This is a genomic window from Microbulbifer maximicatervae (SeqCode), from assembly GCF_052467615.1.
Map to the genome: position 1 here is coordinate 3,696,033 of NZ_CP174319.1, position 16,586 is coordinate 3,712,618.

Consider the following 16,586-nt stretch of genomic DNA (forward strand, 5'->3'; position numbering starts at 1 on the left):
TTTTTGTGCCTGCGGAATTAGCAAACAAAGGAAATGCGCATGTCCAGTGACTCACTCAATCTATTCTCGTTCCGCGGGAAGATAAAAGTGCTCCACCTAACCTGGGTGGCCTTCTTTATCACTTTCTTTGCCTGGTTTAACCACGCACCATTGCTAATGGCAATTGCGAAAAGCCTTTCATTAACTCCGGACCAGGTCAAAACCCTACTTATTTTAAACGTGGCCCTGACAATTCCCGCGCGTATTGTGATCGGGATGCTCACTGATAAATATGGCCCCAGACTCACCTATTCGCTATTACTGGCAATCGGCAGTGTGCCTTGCTTTATTTTTGCCCTGGCAGACAATTTTGTGCAGGCAGCCATTGGCCGATTCCTTTTGGGCTTTATTGGTGCAGGTTTTGTTGTAGGTATCCGAATGGTGTCCGAGTGGTTCCCGGCTCGACAGCTGGGTACCGCAGAGGGTATTTACGGGGGATGGGGAAATTTTGGCTCAGCCGCAGCAGCCATGTCCCTACCCACCATCGCCCTGTTTTTTGGTGGTGATAACGGTTGGCGCTATGCCATTGGCCTCACTGGCGCAATCGCACTGGTTTACAGCGTAGTTTATTACTTCTCTGTGACTGATACGCCCAAGGGGTCAACCTATTTCAAGCCCAAAAAAATTGGTGCTATGGAAGTCACCAGTCCCGGGGATTTTATCCTGCTTCTGGTGATGAAAGTGCCCATGTATGCGGCACTGGCTCTGCTAACCTGGAAATTATCCAGCGGCGTTGCATTAATATCCAACCTTACCGCCAACCTGATCTATGCAGGCCTGGTATTACTGTATCTTCTCGACGCGTATAAAACCTACAGTATTAACCGCGAAGTACTCAGCAACCCACCAGCACCGGTACACCGCTATAAGTTTAAGCAAGTAGCTGTTTTGAACCTGCTCTACTTCGCGACTTTCGGTTCCGAGTTGGCTGTGGTTTCCATGCTGCCCCTGTTCTTCTCCGAGACCTTTACACTGGACCCGGTAAAAGCTGGCTTGCTGGCCTCCGCCTATGCCTTTATGAACCTCATGTCACGCCCTGCCGGCGGATTGATTAGTGACCGCTGGGGGCGCAAACCTACCCTGCTGATCCTCACCGCTGGCCTGGCTCTGGGTTACTTCACTATGAGCATGATCGATGCCGAGTGGCCCCTGTACCTGGCGGTCGCCGCTGCCATGGCCTGTTCCTTCTTTGTGCAAGCTGGCGAGGGCGCTGTATTCGCAGTGGTGCCCTTGATCAAACGCCGCCTAACCGGGCAGATTGCCGGCATGACTGGCGCCTACGGCAATGTCGGAGCCGTTTTCTATCTCACCGTTCTCAGCATGGTGTCTTACCAGGCCTTTTTCCTGGTAATCTGCGCTACCGCATTGCTCGGCTTTGCCGCCCTGCTTCTACTGGAAGAACCGGAGGGACAAATGGCAGAAGTACACCCCGATGGCAGCGTATCCATGATCGATGTTGCCTAATAACGATCTACCCACTGCAGCGAGCACAGAAGAATCCGGGCTCGCTGCCAGTGACAGTTCGCAGGGCGATAAAGAAGATGCCCTGCAACTGTTCACTGCCTCCTGCGCCGGACTTCGCCAACACAATGACGACGCCTGCGCAGTGAGGCTTCCCGAAGGCGCTGAATTACAGCGCCACGGCAGCCTTGCCGCAGTAGCCGACGGTGTTGCCAATGCAGAAGCCGGCGGTGAAGCAGCCCGCGCTGCCATCAATGGATTCTTTTCCGATTATTACAGCACCCCGCAAACCTGGTCGACAAAGCACGCTGTTGCGCGGGTTTTGCACTCGCTCAATAGCTGGCTGTTTCGACAAAGTGGTGGCAGTGCCGAAATTAAACGGGGTTGGTTGACCACTTTTTCTGCCGTTATTTTCAAAGGCACCAGCGCACATCTGGTCCACATCGGCGATTCCCGGATCTACCGGCTCCGCGACAGGAAATTAGAGTGCCTGAGTAGCGATCACAGCCACAGCCTTGGACCTGGACGCACGTTTTTGAGTCGCGCCCTGGGAATGGATGCCCATATTGAGGTGGACTACCGCTGTGAGGAATTACAGCCCGGGGATATATTCCTGGTGAGTAGCGATGGTATTCACGATTTTCTGCCTGAGACGGAGATGATTGAGCGATTGCTTAACTTTTCCAGCTCAACACCACAAGGGCTTATTGATGCTGCTCTGAAAGCGGGCTCCACCGATAACCTGACTGCTGTCACTTGCCGGATAAATTATGTAGGGCTGCCCCAGTGCGATGAATTGGCTATGCGCAATCGCGAACTCCCGTTCGCACCTGACCTGCGCCCGGGCCAAAAGCTCGACAACTTTCTTGTTTTACAGGAATTACATGCCAGCAGCCGCAGCCATCTCTATCTGGCCCGAGACCTCAATACCGAAGTATTGCGGGTGATAAAAACTCCCTCGGTTAATTTCTGCGATGACCCCCACTACATCGAACGATTTATTGCTGAGGAATGGACCGGGCGACGAATCTCCCACCCAGGAATTATTAAAGTTTTTGCTCCGACTTCTGAAAGGCACTGTCTCTATCATATTCTCGAATATATCGAAGGACAGACTTTGCGTCAGTGGATGCAATTACATCCACAACCTCAAATTCCCCAAGTGCGGGAGCTAATGGCACAACTGGTTAGTGCGTTGCGAAGTTTACAGCGGTTGGAGATCGTTCACGGCGATCTCAAGCCAGAGAATATTATGATGCGCAACGACGGGCGCCTGGTAATCATTGATCTCGGTGGTGCCGATGGCCCAGGGCTCAGAGAGCAATTACATCTATCTGGTGAAACAGCACCCGGCAGTAAGAATTATGCAGCTCCGGAATTCTTCTTTGGGGATAGCGCCAGCCATCGATCAGACATCTTTTCCCTGGGAATCATTGCTTATGAATTGCTCACGGGCAAATATCCCTATCCCGAGCGCTTTGGTAGCTACCACTACCGTTTAAAGAGCTATAACCAAATGCGCTTTACTCGCGCATCCGCACACCGCAAAGATATTCCCTACTGGATTGATAGCGCTCTACAAAAGGCTTGTGCTCCTGATCCTAAAAAGCGCTACAACGCATTGTCAGAATTTATCCAGGATCTGCAATCTCCCAGCCCAGATTTTAAAGCCCCCCAAAGCCGTCCCCTGCTTGAAAGAAATCCGGTTCTTGTCTGGCAGCTACTAACTTTAATTCTACTGCTCTCTCATCTGCTCTACTTCTTTTGGCGCTAATATATAAGATTTGAATAAGCACATTTACAGCGCAGAAAATTAATTAAATGCACCACTTTGTCGCAAAAATTGTGGACAATCAGGCCAAACCCCCTTTATTACTAAAAATAAAATTGGCATAGAGATTGAATGTATTTAATTACCAACAAATTATTCCCCCATTACGAGGCAACGGCGCCTGTACTCTTCGGCAGAAGAGGAGACGCCCTTGCCATTTCAGACGGGCCCTCTTCCTGCCGAATAAAACGAATTGAGACGGCAGGATTGTAAATGAAGGCAATTGTTAAACCTCAAAAGCTGATTGTGATTGGCAACGGTATGGTCGGGCACCATTTCCTGGAACAGCTCGCCAACCATCAATACGCCAACCAGTTTGATATCACCATATTCTGTGCAGAGCCCCGTCCCGCTTATGACCGGGTCCACCTTTCCGAATACTTTGCCGGACGCACAGCTGAAGACCTGTCCATGGGAAACTTGGAGCAGTATCAGCAGTGGGGTTTTAATATCCTGCTCAATGACAAGGTGGTGCAAATTGATCGGGGCAATAAAACAATTACTGCGGCAAGTGGAGCCAGCCACTCTTACGACCAATTAATACTTGCCACCGGCTCCTACCCTTTTGTTCCGCCAATACCCGGTCATCAACACCAGCGCTGCTTTGTATATCGAACCCTGGAAGATCTCGATTCCATTCGCTCGATTGCCACCAGTGCAAAAAGTGGTGTAGTTGTCGGCGGTGGCCTACTGGGCCTGGAAGCTGCCAATGCCCTGAAAGCCCTAGGACTTGAAGCCCACGTTGTCGAGTTCGCCCCAGGTCTTATGGCCACTCAGTTGGATGAAGGTGGTTCAGCCCTATTAAGAACAAAAATTGAAGCACTCGGGGTTCAGGTACACACCAGTACCGCCACGGAATTGATTGAAGAAGTAGACGGCCGCCTGCGTATGCAGTTCAAGGGAGATAAAGAACTGCTTACCGATATGATTATTTTCTCCGCAGGCATTCGCCCCCAGGATGAACTGGCAAAATCCAGCGGGCTGGAAGTTGGCGAACGCGGCGGGATCGTAATTGACAGCAACTGCCGTACTTCAGACCCGAATATTTTCGCTATCGGCGAATGCGCGCTTTACGATCAGAAAATTTTTGGCCTGGTCGCTCCCGGTTACAGCATGGCGCGTACTGCTGTCGCTCAACTGACCGGTGGAGAGGAAAGCTTTAACGGTGCTGACATGAGCACCAAACTGAAACTCCTGGGCGTACAGGTCGGTTCTATTGGCGATGCCCATGGTCGCACCAGCGGCGCTGCCGCTATTACTTTTGTAGACGAGCAGAGCGGTGTTTACAAACGCATGATCACCGATAGCGAGGGCAAAAAGCTGCTGGGTGCGGTGATGGTGGGGGATACGGATGACTACGATACCCTGCTGCAATATCACCTCAACGATATTGATCTGCCCGAACACCCGGAACAATTAATTTTACCGGCAACCGATGGCGCCACTCCCGGGCTGGGTGCTGCTGCACTCCCCGCTTCGGCTACCGTATGTTCCTGCCACAATGTAAGTAAAGGCCAGATTATCGACGCCGTTGCCGGTGGCTGCCACTCACTGGCTGATGTCAAGGATGCAACAAAAGCATCTACAGGTTGCGGTGGTTGTGCTGGGCTACTGAAAAATATTGTCGATGAAGAGCTAGCGGCGCTCGGCATGGAAGTGAACAATCACTTATGCGTGCACTTCCCCTTCTCCCGCCAGGAGTTATTCCACATTATCCAGGTGGAAGAAATAAAAACCTTTAGTGAATTATTAAGCAAACACGGTTCAGGGCGCGGCTGTGAAATTTGTAAACCTGCAGCCGCATCCATATTTGCCTCCCTGTGGAATGAACATATTCTGGAGCAGACTCATGTCGGCTTACAGGACACCAACGATACTTTTATGGCGAATATGCAGAAAAACGGCAGCTATTCTGTAGTTCCGCGTATTCCCGGCGGCGAGATCACACCGGAAAAATTAATAGTGATCGGCGAAGTGGCCAAACGCTACGACCTTTATACCAAAATTACTGGCGGCCAGCGTATCGACTTGTTTGGCGCGCGCCTGGAGCAGCTACCGGAAATTTGGCGAGAGCTGATTGATGCCGGATTTGAAACCGGCCATGCCTACGGCAAATCCCTGCGCACGGTTAAGTCCTGTGTTGGTAGCACCTGGTGTCGCTTTGGGGTTCAGGACAGCGTTTCAATGGCCCTTCAAGTAGAGAACCGCTACAAGGGATTGCGCTCTCCACACAAAATAAAAATGGCTGTCTCCGGCTGTACCCGTGAATGCGCTGAGGCTCAAAGCAAAGATGTCGGGGTTATCGCCACTGAAAAAGGTTGGAATCTATTTGTTTGTGGCAACGGCGGCATGCGCCCCCGCCATGCAGATTTGTTCGCCACTGACCTGGATGACGAAACTCTTATCCGCTATATCGACCGTTTCCTGATGTTCTATGTGCGCACCGCCGATAAATTACAGCGCACATCTGTGTGGCTGGAAAATCTTGACGGCGGCCTGGATTACCTGCGCGAAGTCATTATCGATGACAAGCTGGGGATTTGTGCCGAGCTGGAAGCCCAGATGGCCCGAGTAGTAGACACCTACCAATGCGAATGGAAAACAGCCATTAACGATCCGGAAAAACTCAAGCGCTTCCGTCAATTCGTTAATAGCAACGAAACCGACGAAAAGATTGTTTTCGTTAAAGAGCGCGGGCAACCGCGTCCGGCGACCACTGACGAGCTAGTGGAAACAGCCGAATCCGCCTAAAGCTTCTCCCGGCGGCGCAAGCCGCCAGTTATACCTTTATTAATAAATTGCTTTTGAATCCTTTCCATCCATTGTGAGGAAATTATTATGAGCCTGGCTGCCCTGCAAGAAACTCCCTCAAATTCAGTTGCCATAACCCACCCCCAATGGTCTCCAATCTGTCAGCGATCAGATTTGGTCACCAACTCTGGGGTATGTGCGCTTTGGGGCGATACCTCCGTATACCCAACGAAGGCTTTGAATACAGTGACTAAAACTGTCTATCAAAGAAGCATCGCCCTGTTTTTTTTACCCGACCAGGAACAACAGCTTTATGCCGTTGACAACTGGGACCCAATCGCACAAGCTGGTGTGATTGCAAGAGGAATTATTGCGGAATTGGAAGGGGAATTAACCATTGCTTCCCCAATGTATAAAAACCATTTCCGCCTTAGCGATGGAGTCTGCATGGAAGACAGCGATATCAAGCTTGCCACCTACCCGCTGGCATTTAGTGGGAACACGGTTTACATCGGCAACAATAAGCTACAGTAATGGCAGTACAGGAATTTCTGAGCGCGCACCGCTCCTGCACTACCTGCCCCTATTGTGGTGTCGGTTGTGGGGTTTCGGTTAACAAGGAAGAGCGCGCAAATACTACAGCGATTACTGTTAGTGGCGATTCCCAGCACCCTTCAAATTTCGGCAAATTGTGTGTTAAAGGTTCTGCGCTCGGCGAAACGCTGGGCGAACACGGCCGTCTCCTGCACCCTCGCCTGCACGGAAAAGATTGTGACTGGGATACTGCGCTGTCTTATATGGCCGATGCCTTTAAGCAGACAATTCGCGACCATGGCCCTGACTCGGTAGCTTTTTATCTGTCCGGTCAGCTTCTCACCGAAGACTATTATGTGGCCAACAAGTTAATGAAGGGATTTATTGGCTCTGCCAATATTGATACCAATTCCCGACTTTGTATGGCCTCTGCAGTGGTGGGATATAAACGCGCATTTGGTGCCGATGCGGTACCCTGTTCCTATGAGGATCTGGAACAGGCTGAACTTATCGTGCTTATCGGTTCCAATGCAGCCTGGACACATCCGATCTTATTCCAGCGAATGCAGGCAGGTGCTGCAAAGCTTGTCGTTATCGACCCCCGTGGCAGCGCTACCAGTGAAATGGCAGATCTGCACCTGGCAATTAAACCCGGCACTGATGCGGCACTATTCAATGGACTACTGCGTTTTCTCAGCCGGCACTATTATCTAGATACCGGCTATATAAAAAATCATACACAGGGATTTGCCGATACCTTAGCTGCGGCTCAAGACTGGTCACCAGAATTAACTGCGGCCACCTGTGGCATATCTATCGAAAAACTATTGGAATTTTTTCAGGCATTTGCAGCAACAGAAAAGACCATTAGTTTTTATTCCATGGGAATCAATCAGTCCAGCAGCGGCACTGATAAAAACAACGCAATCATAAACTGCCATTTAGCCACCGGACGCGTGGGCAAAATTGGTGCAGGACCATTTTCTATTACCGGCCAACCCAACGCGATGGGTGGACGCGAGGTGGGCGGACTTGCCAATACCCTCGCCGCGCATATGGAGTTTAACGAGCAGGATATTGACCGGGTATCACGATTCTGGAATTCCGATCAAATTGCTACCAAGCCGGGAATGAAGGCTGTGGATATGTTCCGCGCGGTAGAAAGCGGAAAAATTAAAGCCATTTGGATTATGGCTACCAACCCCGCCGTCAGTATGCCCGAAGCCGATAGAGTCAAAGCCGCACTACAGAAATGCCCGCTGGTTATTGTCTCCGACTGCATTGCCAATACCGATACCGCTCGCTGTGCCGATTTGCTACTTCCCGCAACAGGCTGGGGAGAAAAAAACGGCACTGTCACCAATGCAGAACGACGTATCTCTCGGCAACGTGGATTTTTATCCCCAGCGGGAGAAGCTCGCCACGACTGGCAAGCCCTGTGCGGACTGGCCCAGCATCTGGGTTATGGAGATCAGTTTAATTATTCACACCCCGCCGATATTTTTCGTGAGCACGCCCAGCTTTCCGGCTTCGAAAACCACGGCTCCAGGGCTTTTGATATCTCCGCACTCGCCAATATCAATCGCAGTGAATACGATGCACTGGCCCCGGTACAGTGGCCGGTCAACCAGGAGCATCCAGCCGGGTGCAAACGCTTATTCACCAGTGGACAGTTTTTTACCCCGGACAAGCGTGCTCGCTTTATCCCCATAGCGCCGCAGCCTCCGGAACAGCAGATCAGTGGCGAGTATCCTATATGGCTCAATACCGGCCGTATGCGCGACCAGTGGCATACCATGACCCGAACCGGGCGGGTAAGAAAATTACTCGATCACAGCGAACTGCCAGAAATACAAATAAACCCCAAGGATGCCGCTCGCTTCCAGGTTAAAGATGGGGAATTAGTTCGGTTAAACAGCGCCTCATCTAAAATGGTTGGCCGCGCCGCTCTCAACGGCGGGCAAAAAAGCGGTGAGATCTTTGCCCCCATTCACTGGAGTGAAACCTTCTCACAGGATTCCAAGCCCAGTGCCCTGGCGGACTCCAGTATTGATCCCTATTCCGGTCAACCTGAATTCAAACAGGTTCCCGTTAGTGTCAGTCCCCTGGCAGCTGAATACTTTGCCACAATGATCTGTGCCGAAGAGACTGCCGATAGAGTATGGGATTGGTTACAGCGGGCCAACGACAGCAGTATCCTGCACTGGTATCGAGTCCCCTTGGAAAATGGCTTTCGCTATGAAATTGCCGCAAACCAACTTATCCATGGGCGGGAACTGGCATCCAAGATAATGGTCGACCAGCCCCAATTATTCTGGCAGGAATTGGTTACCCCTAAAAGTCAGCGCTGGATCGCCTACGACGATAACTTAAAACTGCTGATTTTCTCTGGCAGAGACTGGCATCAATTACCCAGCCGACAGCACCTGGAAAATTACCTGGCCACTCCCCTGCCTGAATCACCGGGGCAACTGCTTCATCCCATAAAGCCCGGAGTGAAGATGATTTGTACCTGCCTCCAGGTTTCACGGCCACAGATAGAGGAGGCCATCGCCCAGGGCATTAACACCGTCGAAGCACTGGGAGAAACCCTTGGCTGCGGTACCAGCTGCGGTTCCTGCAAACCAGAAATCGCCAGTATTATTCGCACAGTTAATGCCTCTGAAGACACATCCATGGAGTCAACTCCGGTAAAGCAAGATCCGGTAGAAATAAGCAGTAATGCCCAAATAAATATGGTTCAGGAATTTATTCCGCAGTAAGGTTTTTAATTCCCTCTTGAATAAAAGGACCTCTGCCCGCAAGTGGCCAACCTTGACGGCAGAGGCCTCTACCGAGCTATTGAGAACCTTCCGGGACAATCAATCAACCGCTTCTGCAGCTAGCTTTTGCGTTAAATCGCGAGGATGGCAGGCGGCCAGCTGGGTATCACTATCGGCCAAATAATCAATCAGTTTCTGTATAGGACCTTCGGAGACTCCGTTTGAAGGCCTAACTGCATAGGCGGGTAAATTCGGAAGCTGCCAGTCTGGCAATAACTCTTGTACATCATCCTGTGCGCTTATTAAAAATCGAGGTGGCGCCGATAGTCCCAGGCCGCAGCTCGTCAGTCGATAAGCCGCTTCAACGCTGTCGACAGTCGCTACCGGGGTGTAGCTAACTTCATATTCGCCCTGCTGCCGATGTAGAAATTGCCGGTGATTGGGCCGCATTGTCAGCCCAATCCAGGGCCAGACTGCAAGGTCGCGAGGATGACCCGGAAAACCATAGCGATCCAGCATATCGCCACTGGCAATTAACACCCGCTCTAATTCAAATATCTTACGCGCTTTCAAATTGCTGTCAGGCATATTACCCAGGCGAATTGCCAAGTCAAAACCACCGCCAATTACATCCTCGTGCTGGTCGCTGCATTGAAGTTGTAAATGAATACCCAGATCCCGCCGGACAAAGCCCACTATTTTGCTCAGCAAGCGGCTGTGGATCAAAACGGCGGGGATTGCAATTTTAAGCCGACTGATACTGCGTTCCTCTCGCGCTTTGTATTCTCCGAGACCATCGGCGTACAAATCCAATATATTTTGTGCCGTTTTATAAACCTTTTCCCCATCTTCGGTCAGGGACAATTTGCGGGTATTGCGATACAAGAGCGCAACCCCAAGACTTTCCTCCAACCTCGCCACATAGGAACTAACGCTGGCAACAGAAATATCCAGTTCCGAAGAAGCGCCTCTAAAAGAGCCGCTTTCCACAACCTTGGCAAACACCAGTAAATAGCGAATATCCTTTAGCACAATAGCAACTCCCTATGAATTCTCTAAAGATACTTCTGGGTCAACAGGAAAGGATACACCGCTCTTGCGAAGATCTGTGGATATATTGCTGTTAGCGCCTAATCTACATCCAGTCTCATGCAGCACACTCGTCCATACTTACTACTGGGGTGGAAGGAAAGAATACACCGCACTCGAAACACGCTGTGAATACATCCCTGTAAGCTCCTAATCGGCATCCATGCCTCATAGGGTCCCGAGCGCAGGCTATTCTTTCCTTCTCCCTTTTTAGTAAGTAAATTTTTATAAACAATATATTTCAGTTTTAAGTATCTAATCATTTTCCTACCAGGCCATTAAGGTCTCCAAACAATTGATAACTGCCAGGAGCAGCGAATGTCACTACTTCTCGCTATGTTTGGGTTTTCCCTGGCTATGTCCATTACACCGGGGCCGGTGAATATGGTTATCATTTCCTCCGGGGTGAATTATGGATTTATCCGCACTTTGCCCTTTGTATCAGGAGCCACAATAGGCTTTACACTGTTACTTGCAGCTATAGGCCTTGGGCTCTATCAGGTAATAGAAATTTATCCCCAGTTACTACGATATGTTGCGATACCAGGATCAATTTATGTGGCCTTTATCGGCTACCAAACAGCGGCTGCACCTACTAATCATGCGGATATTGAGCAGTTACAGGAGCCACGCTTTTACCAGGGGTTTTTATTGCAATGGCTCAATCCAAAGGCCTGGATCGCCTGCCTTTCTGGAGTGGCTATTTTCTCCAGCAGCGATAACCACAGCAATTTACTCATATTTACCCTGATTTACTTTCTGGTTTGCTACATATCATTAAGTATTTGGGCTATTGCCGGGGATCGGGCTAACTTACTATTAGGGAGTCAATACCGGCGCAAAGTATTTAACAGATCCATGGGGAGCCTTCTGATTATTTGCGCTACCTACCTTCTCTATAGCCAGGCTTTTACAGATTAACTTAAAATCTCTAACATTTAATTCACTCGACAACTACCTTAGGGTCCACCTAGTCTTAGTAAAAACTAAGCTTGGGTCGCCTATGATTAAGCTCCACCATATTGACCATATTGTATTGCGTGTCCAATCTCTAAAACCCATGCTCGACTTTTACCAAAATATTCTTGGATGCAGCATTGTGCGCCAACGGGATGATATTGGCCTCTACCAACTCCGCGCAGGCACTTGCATGATAGATTTAGTGCCAGTTGATAAACCTATAGGCCAGAGAGGGGGAGCAGCACCAGGAAAGGAAGGGCGGAACCTGGATCATTTTTGCTTCCGGGTTGAACCCTTTAATCCGGAGAGTATTCAAGCCTTTTTAGCGCAGGAACAGGTAAAGTTTTCGCCAGCAGAAGAGCGCTTTGGTGCCGATGGAATTGGCCTGTCAATTTACATCTCAGATCCCGAGGACAATGTGATTGAGCTGAAAGGAGCACCCACTGGCAACAACTGAAGTTTGTGCCACGCTTGCGGAGTAGCCGGGCCCAAACCGGTTTCCCAACGACTCTTTCTCGATCAGCCAGGCGACTCACTATGGAAGCGGAAGTAATTGACTACACCGTAAACGGGGATACTTTTTGCGGATATCTCGCATGGGATGAAAATATCAGTGACAAACGGCCGGGGGTTTTACTGGTACACGAATGGTGGGGGCACAATGCCTTTGTTCGCGAGCAGGCGGAGAAACTGGCCAACTGCGGCTACCTCGCTTTTGCAGTGGATATGTTTGGCGCAGGCAAACAGACCGATGATCCACAAGAGGCACAGCAGTTCAGGGATGAAGCCCTGAAAGACCCGGTGGCCCTTGAAGCGCGCTTCCGCACAGCATTATCACTGCTCCAGCAGCGGCCCCATGCAGACCCGGACCAGGTCGCAGCACAGGGCTATTGTTTTGGCGGCGGAGTCGTACTCGCTATGGCTCGAGTCGGCGTGGACTTGCGCGGCGTAGTCAGTTACCACGGGGCACTGGCAAGAAGTACGCCCGCACAAAACAAACCTATTAATGCTGAAATACAGGTCTACACCGGCGGCGCCGATGTGATGGTTCCACCGGACCAGGTCGGCCAGTTTGTTACTGAAATGCAGGAATCCGAAGCCAAATTAACTCTGGTCAGTTACCCGGGGGTCCTACATGGATTTACCAACCCCTGTGCAACAGACCGGGGAGAAAAGTTCGGCCTGCCGCTGGCCTATAACCGTGAAGCCGCTGAAGACGCCTGGCGGGGAACTCTGGCGTTTTACGAGAAGATTTTCTCCTGAAGTGAGCGCCGGAAAACCGCTATCAGCCTTTTAGCAGTGGTAAAAGCACGCCTTGGGGGTTGGTAGCAGTACTTGTGTATTGCTACCACTGTCCTATTCGGTCAAATCCAAATAGCGAGCTCCCCCTCCCTGCTCCGCAGCTTCATCCCCGGGATTCCGTAAAGGGCATTTCTGCATAGACAAACAACCGCAGCCAATACATCCCTCAAGGTCATCGCGCAACTTGGTCAACTGCTGGATACGCTGATCCAACTCTTCACGCCAGTGAGAAGAGAGTGATGACCAATCCCCCGCATTGGGCGTGCGTTTATTGGGAAGCTCCCCGAAAGCCTCGCGTATTTCCGACAGTGGAATCCCGGTACTCTGGGCCACCTTGATAATGGCCACTCGGCGCAACACATCCCGTGAGTAACGCCTTTGATTTCCAGAGGTCCGCCAGCTGGCAATCAGGCCTTTGCTTTCATAGAAATGCAGGGCACTGACTGCCACGCCGCTGCGCTCGGCCACCTCGCCAACAGTCAGCTCCCGCTTGATTTGCTTTGACTTTACCGCTCCTTTTTCGGCCGATTCTTCAGCTGCCATAAAAATGCCCACCAACCATTGACCTAAACATTAGTTGAGGTTTTACACTGCTGCGCAACCTAATGCAAGCGAGGGAGAAAAGTGATGGAAAAGCACCAAGCAAACGGCGTTGCGCAACCAGCCGGTCAAGCCACCCCAAACCTGTTCTTACTACTAGTGGCAGCTGCAAGCCTGAACCCCAAATTTGCTAATGAAATACGCGAGTCTGGAGATACCGCGAAGAGAAACCCTGGGACCTAGAAGCAGCGACTAATAATCATGAAGCACACGACCAGCGGGATACCGTCTCAGAGCCGTATCACATTACTGTGCCTGGCAGCACTCACTATCATGTCGGGGGCCACTGTAGCCCCGTCACTACCTGCACTGCAGCAGTATTTCTCAGGGACACCCAATAGTGATTTGTGGAGCCGACTGGTAGTGACCCTACCCGCTTTGAGCATCGCCCTCTGCGCTCCATTAGCAGGCTGGATAGCTGATCGCCATGGCCGCCTGCAATTATTGAAAGCAGCCCTGGTACTCTATGGACTATCCGGTCTACTAGCCCTATTTCAGGATAATCTCGCAGGTATCCTGACTAGCCGCCTACTATTGGGAGTTGCCGTGGCCGGAACAATGACCTCGGTAACAGCCCTGGTGGGGGATTATTTCAGCCGGGAGCAACGCCTAACTTATTTGAGCCAGCAGAGTACTTTTATCAGTATCGGTGGGGTCGTATTTCTAACCCTGGGCGGACTACTGGCCAGCTTACATTGGCGCGCCCCCTTCGCAATTTACTTGTTGGCCTTACTACTAGTTCCAGCAGTTAAAATTTTCCTTTGGGAGCCCATGCGAGTAAGGCCTTTCAAGCACAGAGACCCCAAAAAAGAAAAGCAGGATAACCCGCTTGCATTTTATGCACTACTGGCGGCGGCAACTTTAAATAGCCTGGCTTTTACCCTGATTCCAACTCAGATCCCTTTTTAGTTGCGCGAGATAGAAATTTCTTCACCCAGCCTTATTGCTATGGCTATCGCCTCCAGTAATGTTATGGGAGCCATCGCCTCATTATTGGTTTACCGGCGAGCCCGGAATCGACTGGGAGTGCTCGGCGTTTTTGTCGCAAGCTTTACTATTATGGCCGCCAGCTTTGGGCTGCTCGCCGGCGCTCAAAACCTGACAGAAATAGTTGCTTTTATTGCCCTCTACGGACTTGGAATGGGTACCCTGATACCACATATCTTTTCTACGGCTCTCGAGTCTGCTCCGGAGTCAAAAAGAGGGAAAACTGCGGGATTTCTGACGACTGGAATTTTTCTTGGGCAATTTATTTCGCCTTTCATCAGCCAGCCCTGGATTGATAAAATGGGATATTCCAGTGCATTCTCATCCATGGCTTTAATTTTGATGTTCGCCGCCTCCAGCGCAGCTTTGATATACATCATTAAAATTAAAAAAGAATTCTCATTGGCATATACTTCCGGGCTGGGATCGGGAAACTGATCCGACAGGAAAGGTATTCCTCCTTTCTGCCCGATAAATCCACCTGACAACACACAGCCAAAGCCGTACGGTAATTTTGGCAAGGAGAAAAAGTGGAATCGATTATTTCCATCAAAGGCTTGGGAAAAACCTATGCCGAGGGGTTTACCGCCCTGAAGAATATCGACCTGGAAATTAAGCGGGGAGAACTCTTTGCCTTGCTCGGCCCCAATGGCGCGGGCAAGACAACCATGATCAGCATTATCTGCGGCATCGTAAATCCGAGCTGCGGTGAGGTCACTGTCAATGGTTACAATATTCAGCGGGACTATCGCAATGCCCGAAATGAGATTGGTCTGGTGCCCCAGGAGATATCCACCGATGCCTTTGAAACCGTTTGGGCGGCAGTGAAATTCAGCCGCGGTCTATTCGGCAAGGCTCCCAATCCCGCCTATCTGGAGAAAATTCTACGGCAGCTATCCCTATGGGAGAAAAAAGATAACAAAATTATTACGCTTTCAGGAGGAATGAAGCGCCGCCTGATGATCGCCAAAGCGCTATCCCACGAGCCCAATGTGCTCTTCCTCGACGAACCCACCGCCGGGGTCGATGTGGAGCTACGCCAGGATATGTGGCAAATGGTGCGCGAACTGAAAGAGTCGGGAGTAACCGTTATCCTCACCACCCACTATATCGAAGAGGCCGAGGAAATGGCCGATCGTGTCGGTGTTATCAATCACGGCCAACTGGTTCTGGTTGAGGAGAAAAATGCACTGATGAAGAAAATGGGGGAGAAAGAACTCAGCCTGCAACTGCCCACACCACTGCAACAAATTCCAGAGAGTCTTGCTGACCTGCCACTCAGTCTCAGCAGCGATGGCAGCCAGCTGGTTTATCGCTTTGATATCAAAAGCGAAGACACTGGTCTTGCGGAATTTCTGCGCCGTTTAAATGCCGCCGATATTGAATTCCGCGATTTACACACCCGGGAAAGCTCCCTGGAGGAAATTTTCGTCAACTTGGTTCACGGTGCCCGCCTTGAACGGGAAGAGCAGCTCAGTAAGGAGGCACAGGCATGAATTGGTATGGAATTGGCGCCATCTATAAATTTGAGATGGCCCGCACCTGGCGCACCCTGATGCAGAGCATCGCCTCACCGGTGCTCTCCACATCTCTCTATTTTATTGTGTTTGGTGCCGCGATTGGATCGCGTATGGGGGATATCGACGGAGTCAGTTATGGGGCCTTTATTATTCCAGGATTGGTAATGCTGGCACTGCTCAGCGAGAGTATTTCCAACGCCTCTTTCGGAATATTTTTCCCTAAGTTTTCCGGCACCATTTATGAAGTACTGTCCGCTCCCATATCATCATTCGAAATCGTCACCGGATATGTGGGTGCCGCAGCGACAAAGTCCATTTTGTTGGGGCTGTTGATATTACTGACCGCTCGCTTTTTTGTGGATTACGAAATTGTACACCCCTGGTGGATGCTGACATTCCTCGCGCTGACTGCCGTCACTTTTAGCCTGTTTGGATTTATTATCGGAGTTTGGGCCGATGACTTTCAGAAGCTGCAAGTTATTCCGCTGATGATTATAACGCCTCTCACTTTTCTCGGCGGTGCATTTTATTCGATCAGTATGCTGCCGGAAATGTGGCAAAAAATTACCTTGTTCAACCCGGTAGTTTATTTGATCAGCGGCTTCCGCTGGGCTTTTTACGGCGTAGCCGATGTTAACCTGGGGCTGAGTATCGGCATGACCTTGCTCTTTCTGGTGCTGTGTCTCACCACCGTCTGGTGGATTTTCCGCACCGGATACCGCATCAAAACCTGATTCCTCCCCCACGCCG

General features: G+C 50.6%; 15 protein-coding genes. 13 read left to right on the forward strand and 2 right to left on the reverse strand.

Translation table 11 applies throughout. The annotated features are described in order from the left end of the window. Positions 1–39 precede the first annotated feature (39 nt). The 5 genes from ACJJIM_RS16355 to ACJJIM_RS16375 all read left to right on the forward strand — a co-directional run bounded on the left by ACJJIM_RS16355 (position 40) and on the right by ACJJIM_RS16375 (position 9,378). Positions 40–1,503 carry a NarK family nitrate/nitrite MFS transporter gene (locus ACJJIM_RS16355; RefSeq protein WP_444911481.1) on the forward strand — a complete coding sequence of 488 codons (1,464 nt, stop codon included), beginning with the start codon at positions 40–42 and terminating at the stop codon, positions 1,501–1,503. Then, the gene (locus ACJJIM_RS16360; RefSeq protein WP_444911482.1) at positions 1,493–3,274 is read left to right on the forward strand and encodes a protein kinase domain-containing protein; all 1,782 of its coding nucleotides are present in this window, start codon (positions 1,493–1,495) and stop codon (positions 3,272–3,274) included. The genes ACJJIM_RS16355 and ACJJIM_RS16360 overlap by 11 nt, the downstream gene beginning before the upstream one ends. A 270-nt stretch (positions 3,275–3,544) precedes the next feature. Continuing rightward, positions 3,545–6,082, forward strand: coding sequence for a nitrite reductase large subunit NirB (gene nirB / locus ACJJIM_RS16365; RefSeq protein ID WP_444911483.1), 2,538 nt, complete (start codon positions 3,545–3,547; stop codon positions 6,080–6,082). Between the two features lie 87 nt (positions 6,083–6,169). Further along, positions 6,170–6,616 carry a nitrite reductase small subunit NirD gene (nirD, locus tag ACJJIM_RS16370; RefSeq protein WP_282931350.1) on the forward strand — a complete coding sequence of 149 codons (447 nt, stop codon included), beginning with the start codon at positions 6,170–6,172 and terminating at the stop codon, positions 6,614–6,616. Further along, positions 6,616–9,378, forward strand: coding sequence for a nitrate reductase (locus ACJJIM_RS16375; protein WP_444911484.1), 2,763 nt, complete (start codon positions 6,616–6,618; stop codon positions 9,376–9,378). The genes nirD and ACJJIM_RS16375 overlap by 1 nt, the downstream gene beginning before the upstream one ends. 99 nt (positions 9,379–9,477) lie before the next feature. Here ACJJIM_RS16375 and ACJJIM_RS16380 read toward each other — a convergent pair whose 3' ends face one another. After that, complete coding sequence (locus ACJJIM_RS16380) at positions 9,478–10,410, reverse strand: LysR family transcriptional regulator (RefSeq protein WP_444911485.1); 933 nt, start codon at positions 10,408–10,410, stop codon at positions 9,478–9,480. Between the two features lie 375 nt (positions 10,411–10,785). Between ACJJIM_RS16380 and ACJJIM_RS16385 the strand changes: the two genes are divergently transcribed. The 3 genes from ACJJIM_RS16385 (at position 10,786) to ACJJIM_RS16395 (ending at position 12,690) form a co-directional block, all read left to right on the forward strand. Further along, the gene (locus tag ACJJIM_RS16385; protein WP_444911486.1) at positions 10,786–11,388 is read left to right on the forward strand and encodes a LysE family translocator; all 603 of its coding nucleotides are present in this window, start codon (positions 10,786–10,788) and stop codon (positions 11,386–11,388) included. A gap of 82 nt (positions 11,389–11,470) precedes the next feature. Beyond that, positions 11,471–11,884, forward strand: a complete 414-nt coding sequence (locus ACJJIM_RS16390) for a VOC family protein (RefSeq protein ID WP_444911487.1) — start codon at positions 11,471–11,473, stop codon at positions 11,882–11,884. A gap of 80 nt (positions 11,885–11,964) precedes the next feature. Continuing rightward, positions 11,965–12,690 carry a dienelactone hydrolase family protein gene (locus tag ACJJIM_RS16395; RefSeq protein WP_444911488.1) on the forward strand — a complete coding sequence of 242 codons (726 nt, stop codon included), beginning with the start codon at positions 11,965–11,967 and terminating at the stop codon, positions 12,688–12,690. A 93-nt stretch (positions 12,691–12,783) separates the two neighbouring features. On the opposite strand, the gene soxR is transcribed toward ACJJIM_RS16395, so the two are convergent. Then, positions 12,784–13,272 carry a redox-sensitive transcriptional activator SoxR gene (gene soxR, locus ACJJIM_RS16400; RefSeq protein WP_282931344.1) on the reverse strand — a complete coding sequence of 163 codons (489 nt, stop codon included), beginning with the start codon at positions 13,270–13,272 and terminating at the stop codon, positions 12,784–12,786. Between the two features lie 84 nt (positions 13,273–13,356). Between soxR and ACJJIM_RS16405 the strand changes: the two genes are divergently transcribed. The 5 genes from ACJJIM_RS16405 to ACJJIM_RS16425 all read left to right on the forward strand — a co-directional run bounded on the left by ACJJIM_RS16405 (position 13,357) and on the right by ACJJIM_RS16425 (position 16,570). After that, positions 13,357–13,512: a hypothetical protein gene (locus ACJJIM_RS16405; protein ID WP_282931343.1), complete on the forward strand. Its 156-nt coding sequence runs from the start codon at positions 13,357–13,359 to the stop codon at positions 13,510–13,512. 18 nt (positions 13,513–13,530) lie between these two features. Continuing rightward, complete coding sequence (locus ACJJIM_RS16410; RefSeq protein ID WP_444911489.1) at positions 13,531–14,238, forward strand: MFS transporter; 708 nt, start codon at positions 13,531–13,533, stop codon at positions 14,236–14,238. Further along, the gene (locus ACJJIM_RS16415; protein ID WP_444911490.1) at positions 14,239–14,754 is read left to right on the forward strand and encodes an MFS transporter; all 516 of its coding nucleotides are present in this window, start codon (positions 14,239–14,241) and stop codon (positions 14,752–14,754) included. It abuts the gene before it with no gap. Between the two features lie 92 nt (positions 14,755–14,846). Further along, positions 14,847–15,812: an ABC transporter ATP-binding protein gene (locus tag ACJJIM_RS16420; RefSeq protein WP_444911491.1), complete on the forward strand. Its 966-nt coding sequence runs from the start codon at positions 14,847–14,849 to the stop codon at positions 15,810–15,812. Beyond that, positions 15,809–16,570 (forward strand): ABC transporter permease, encoded by a 762-nt coding sequence (locus ACJJIM_RS16425; RefSeq protein WP_413663248.1) that lies wholly within the window; start codon positions 15,809–15,811, stop codon positions 16,568–16,570. The genes ACJJIM_RS16420 and ACJJIM_RS16425 overlap by 4 nt, the downstream gene beginning before the upstream one ends. Positions 16,571–16,586: the final 16 nt, after the last annotated feature.

Bases quoted from the DNA above. Each gene is read 5' to 3' on its own strand.
- ACJJIM_RS16355 (WP_444911481.1), top strand. From the start codon at position 40: ATGTCCAGTGACTCACTCAATCTATTCTCGTTCCGCGGGAAGATAAAA.
- ACJJIM_RS16360 (WP_444911482.1), top strand. From the start codon at position 1,493: ATGTTGCCTAATAACGATCTACCCACTGCAGCGAGCACAGAAGAATCC.
- nirB (WP_444911483.1), top strand. From the start codon at position 3,545: ATGAAGGCAATTGTTAAACCTCAAAAGCTGATTGTGATTGGCAACGGT.
- nirD (WP_282931350.1), top strand. From the start codon at position 6,170: ATGAGCCTGGCTGCCCTGCAAGAAACTCCCTCAAATTCAGTTGCCATA.
- ACJJIM_RS16375 (WP_444911484.1), top strand. From the start codon at position 6,616: ATGGCAGTACAGGAATTTCTGAGCGCGCACCGCTCCTGCACTACCTGC.
- ACJJIM_RS16385 (WP_444911486.1), top strand. From the start codon at position 10,786: ATGTCACTACTTCTCGCTATGTTTGGGTTTTCCCTGGCTATGTCCATT.
- ACJJIM_RS16390 (WP_444911487.1), top strand. From the start codon at position 11,471: ATGATTAAGCTCCACCATATTGACCATATTGTATTGCGTGTCCAATCT.
- ACJJIM_RS16395 (WP_444911488.1), top strand. From the start codon at position 11,965: ATGGAAGCGGAAGTAATTGACTACACCGTAAACGGGGATACTTTTTGC.
- soxR (WP_282931344.1), bottom strand. From the start codon at position 13,272: ATGGCAGCTGAAGAATCGGCCGAAAAAGGAGCGGTAAAGTCAAAGCAA.
- ACJJIM_RS16405 (WP_282931343.1), top strand. From the start codon at position 13,357: ATGGAAAAGCACCAAGCAAACGGCGTTGCGCAACCAGCCGGTCAAGCC.
- ACJJIM_RS16410 (WP_444911489.1), top strand. From the start codon at position 13,531: ATGAAGCACACGACCAGCGGGATACCGTCTCAGAGCCGTATCACATTA.
- ACJJIM_RS16425 (WP_413663248.1), top strand. From the start codon at position 15,809: ATGAATTGGTATGGAATTGGCGCCATCTATAAATTTGAGATGGCCCGC.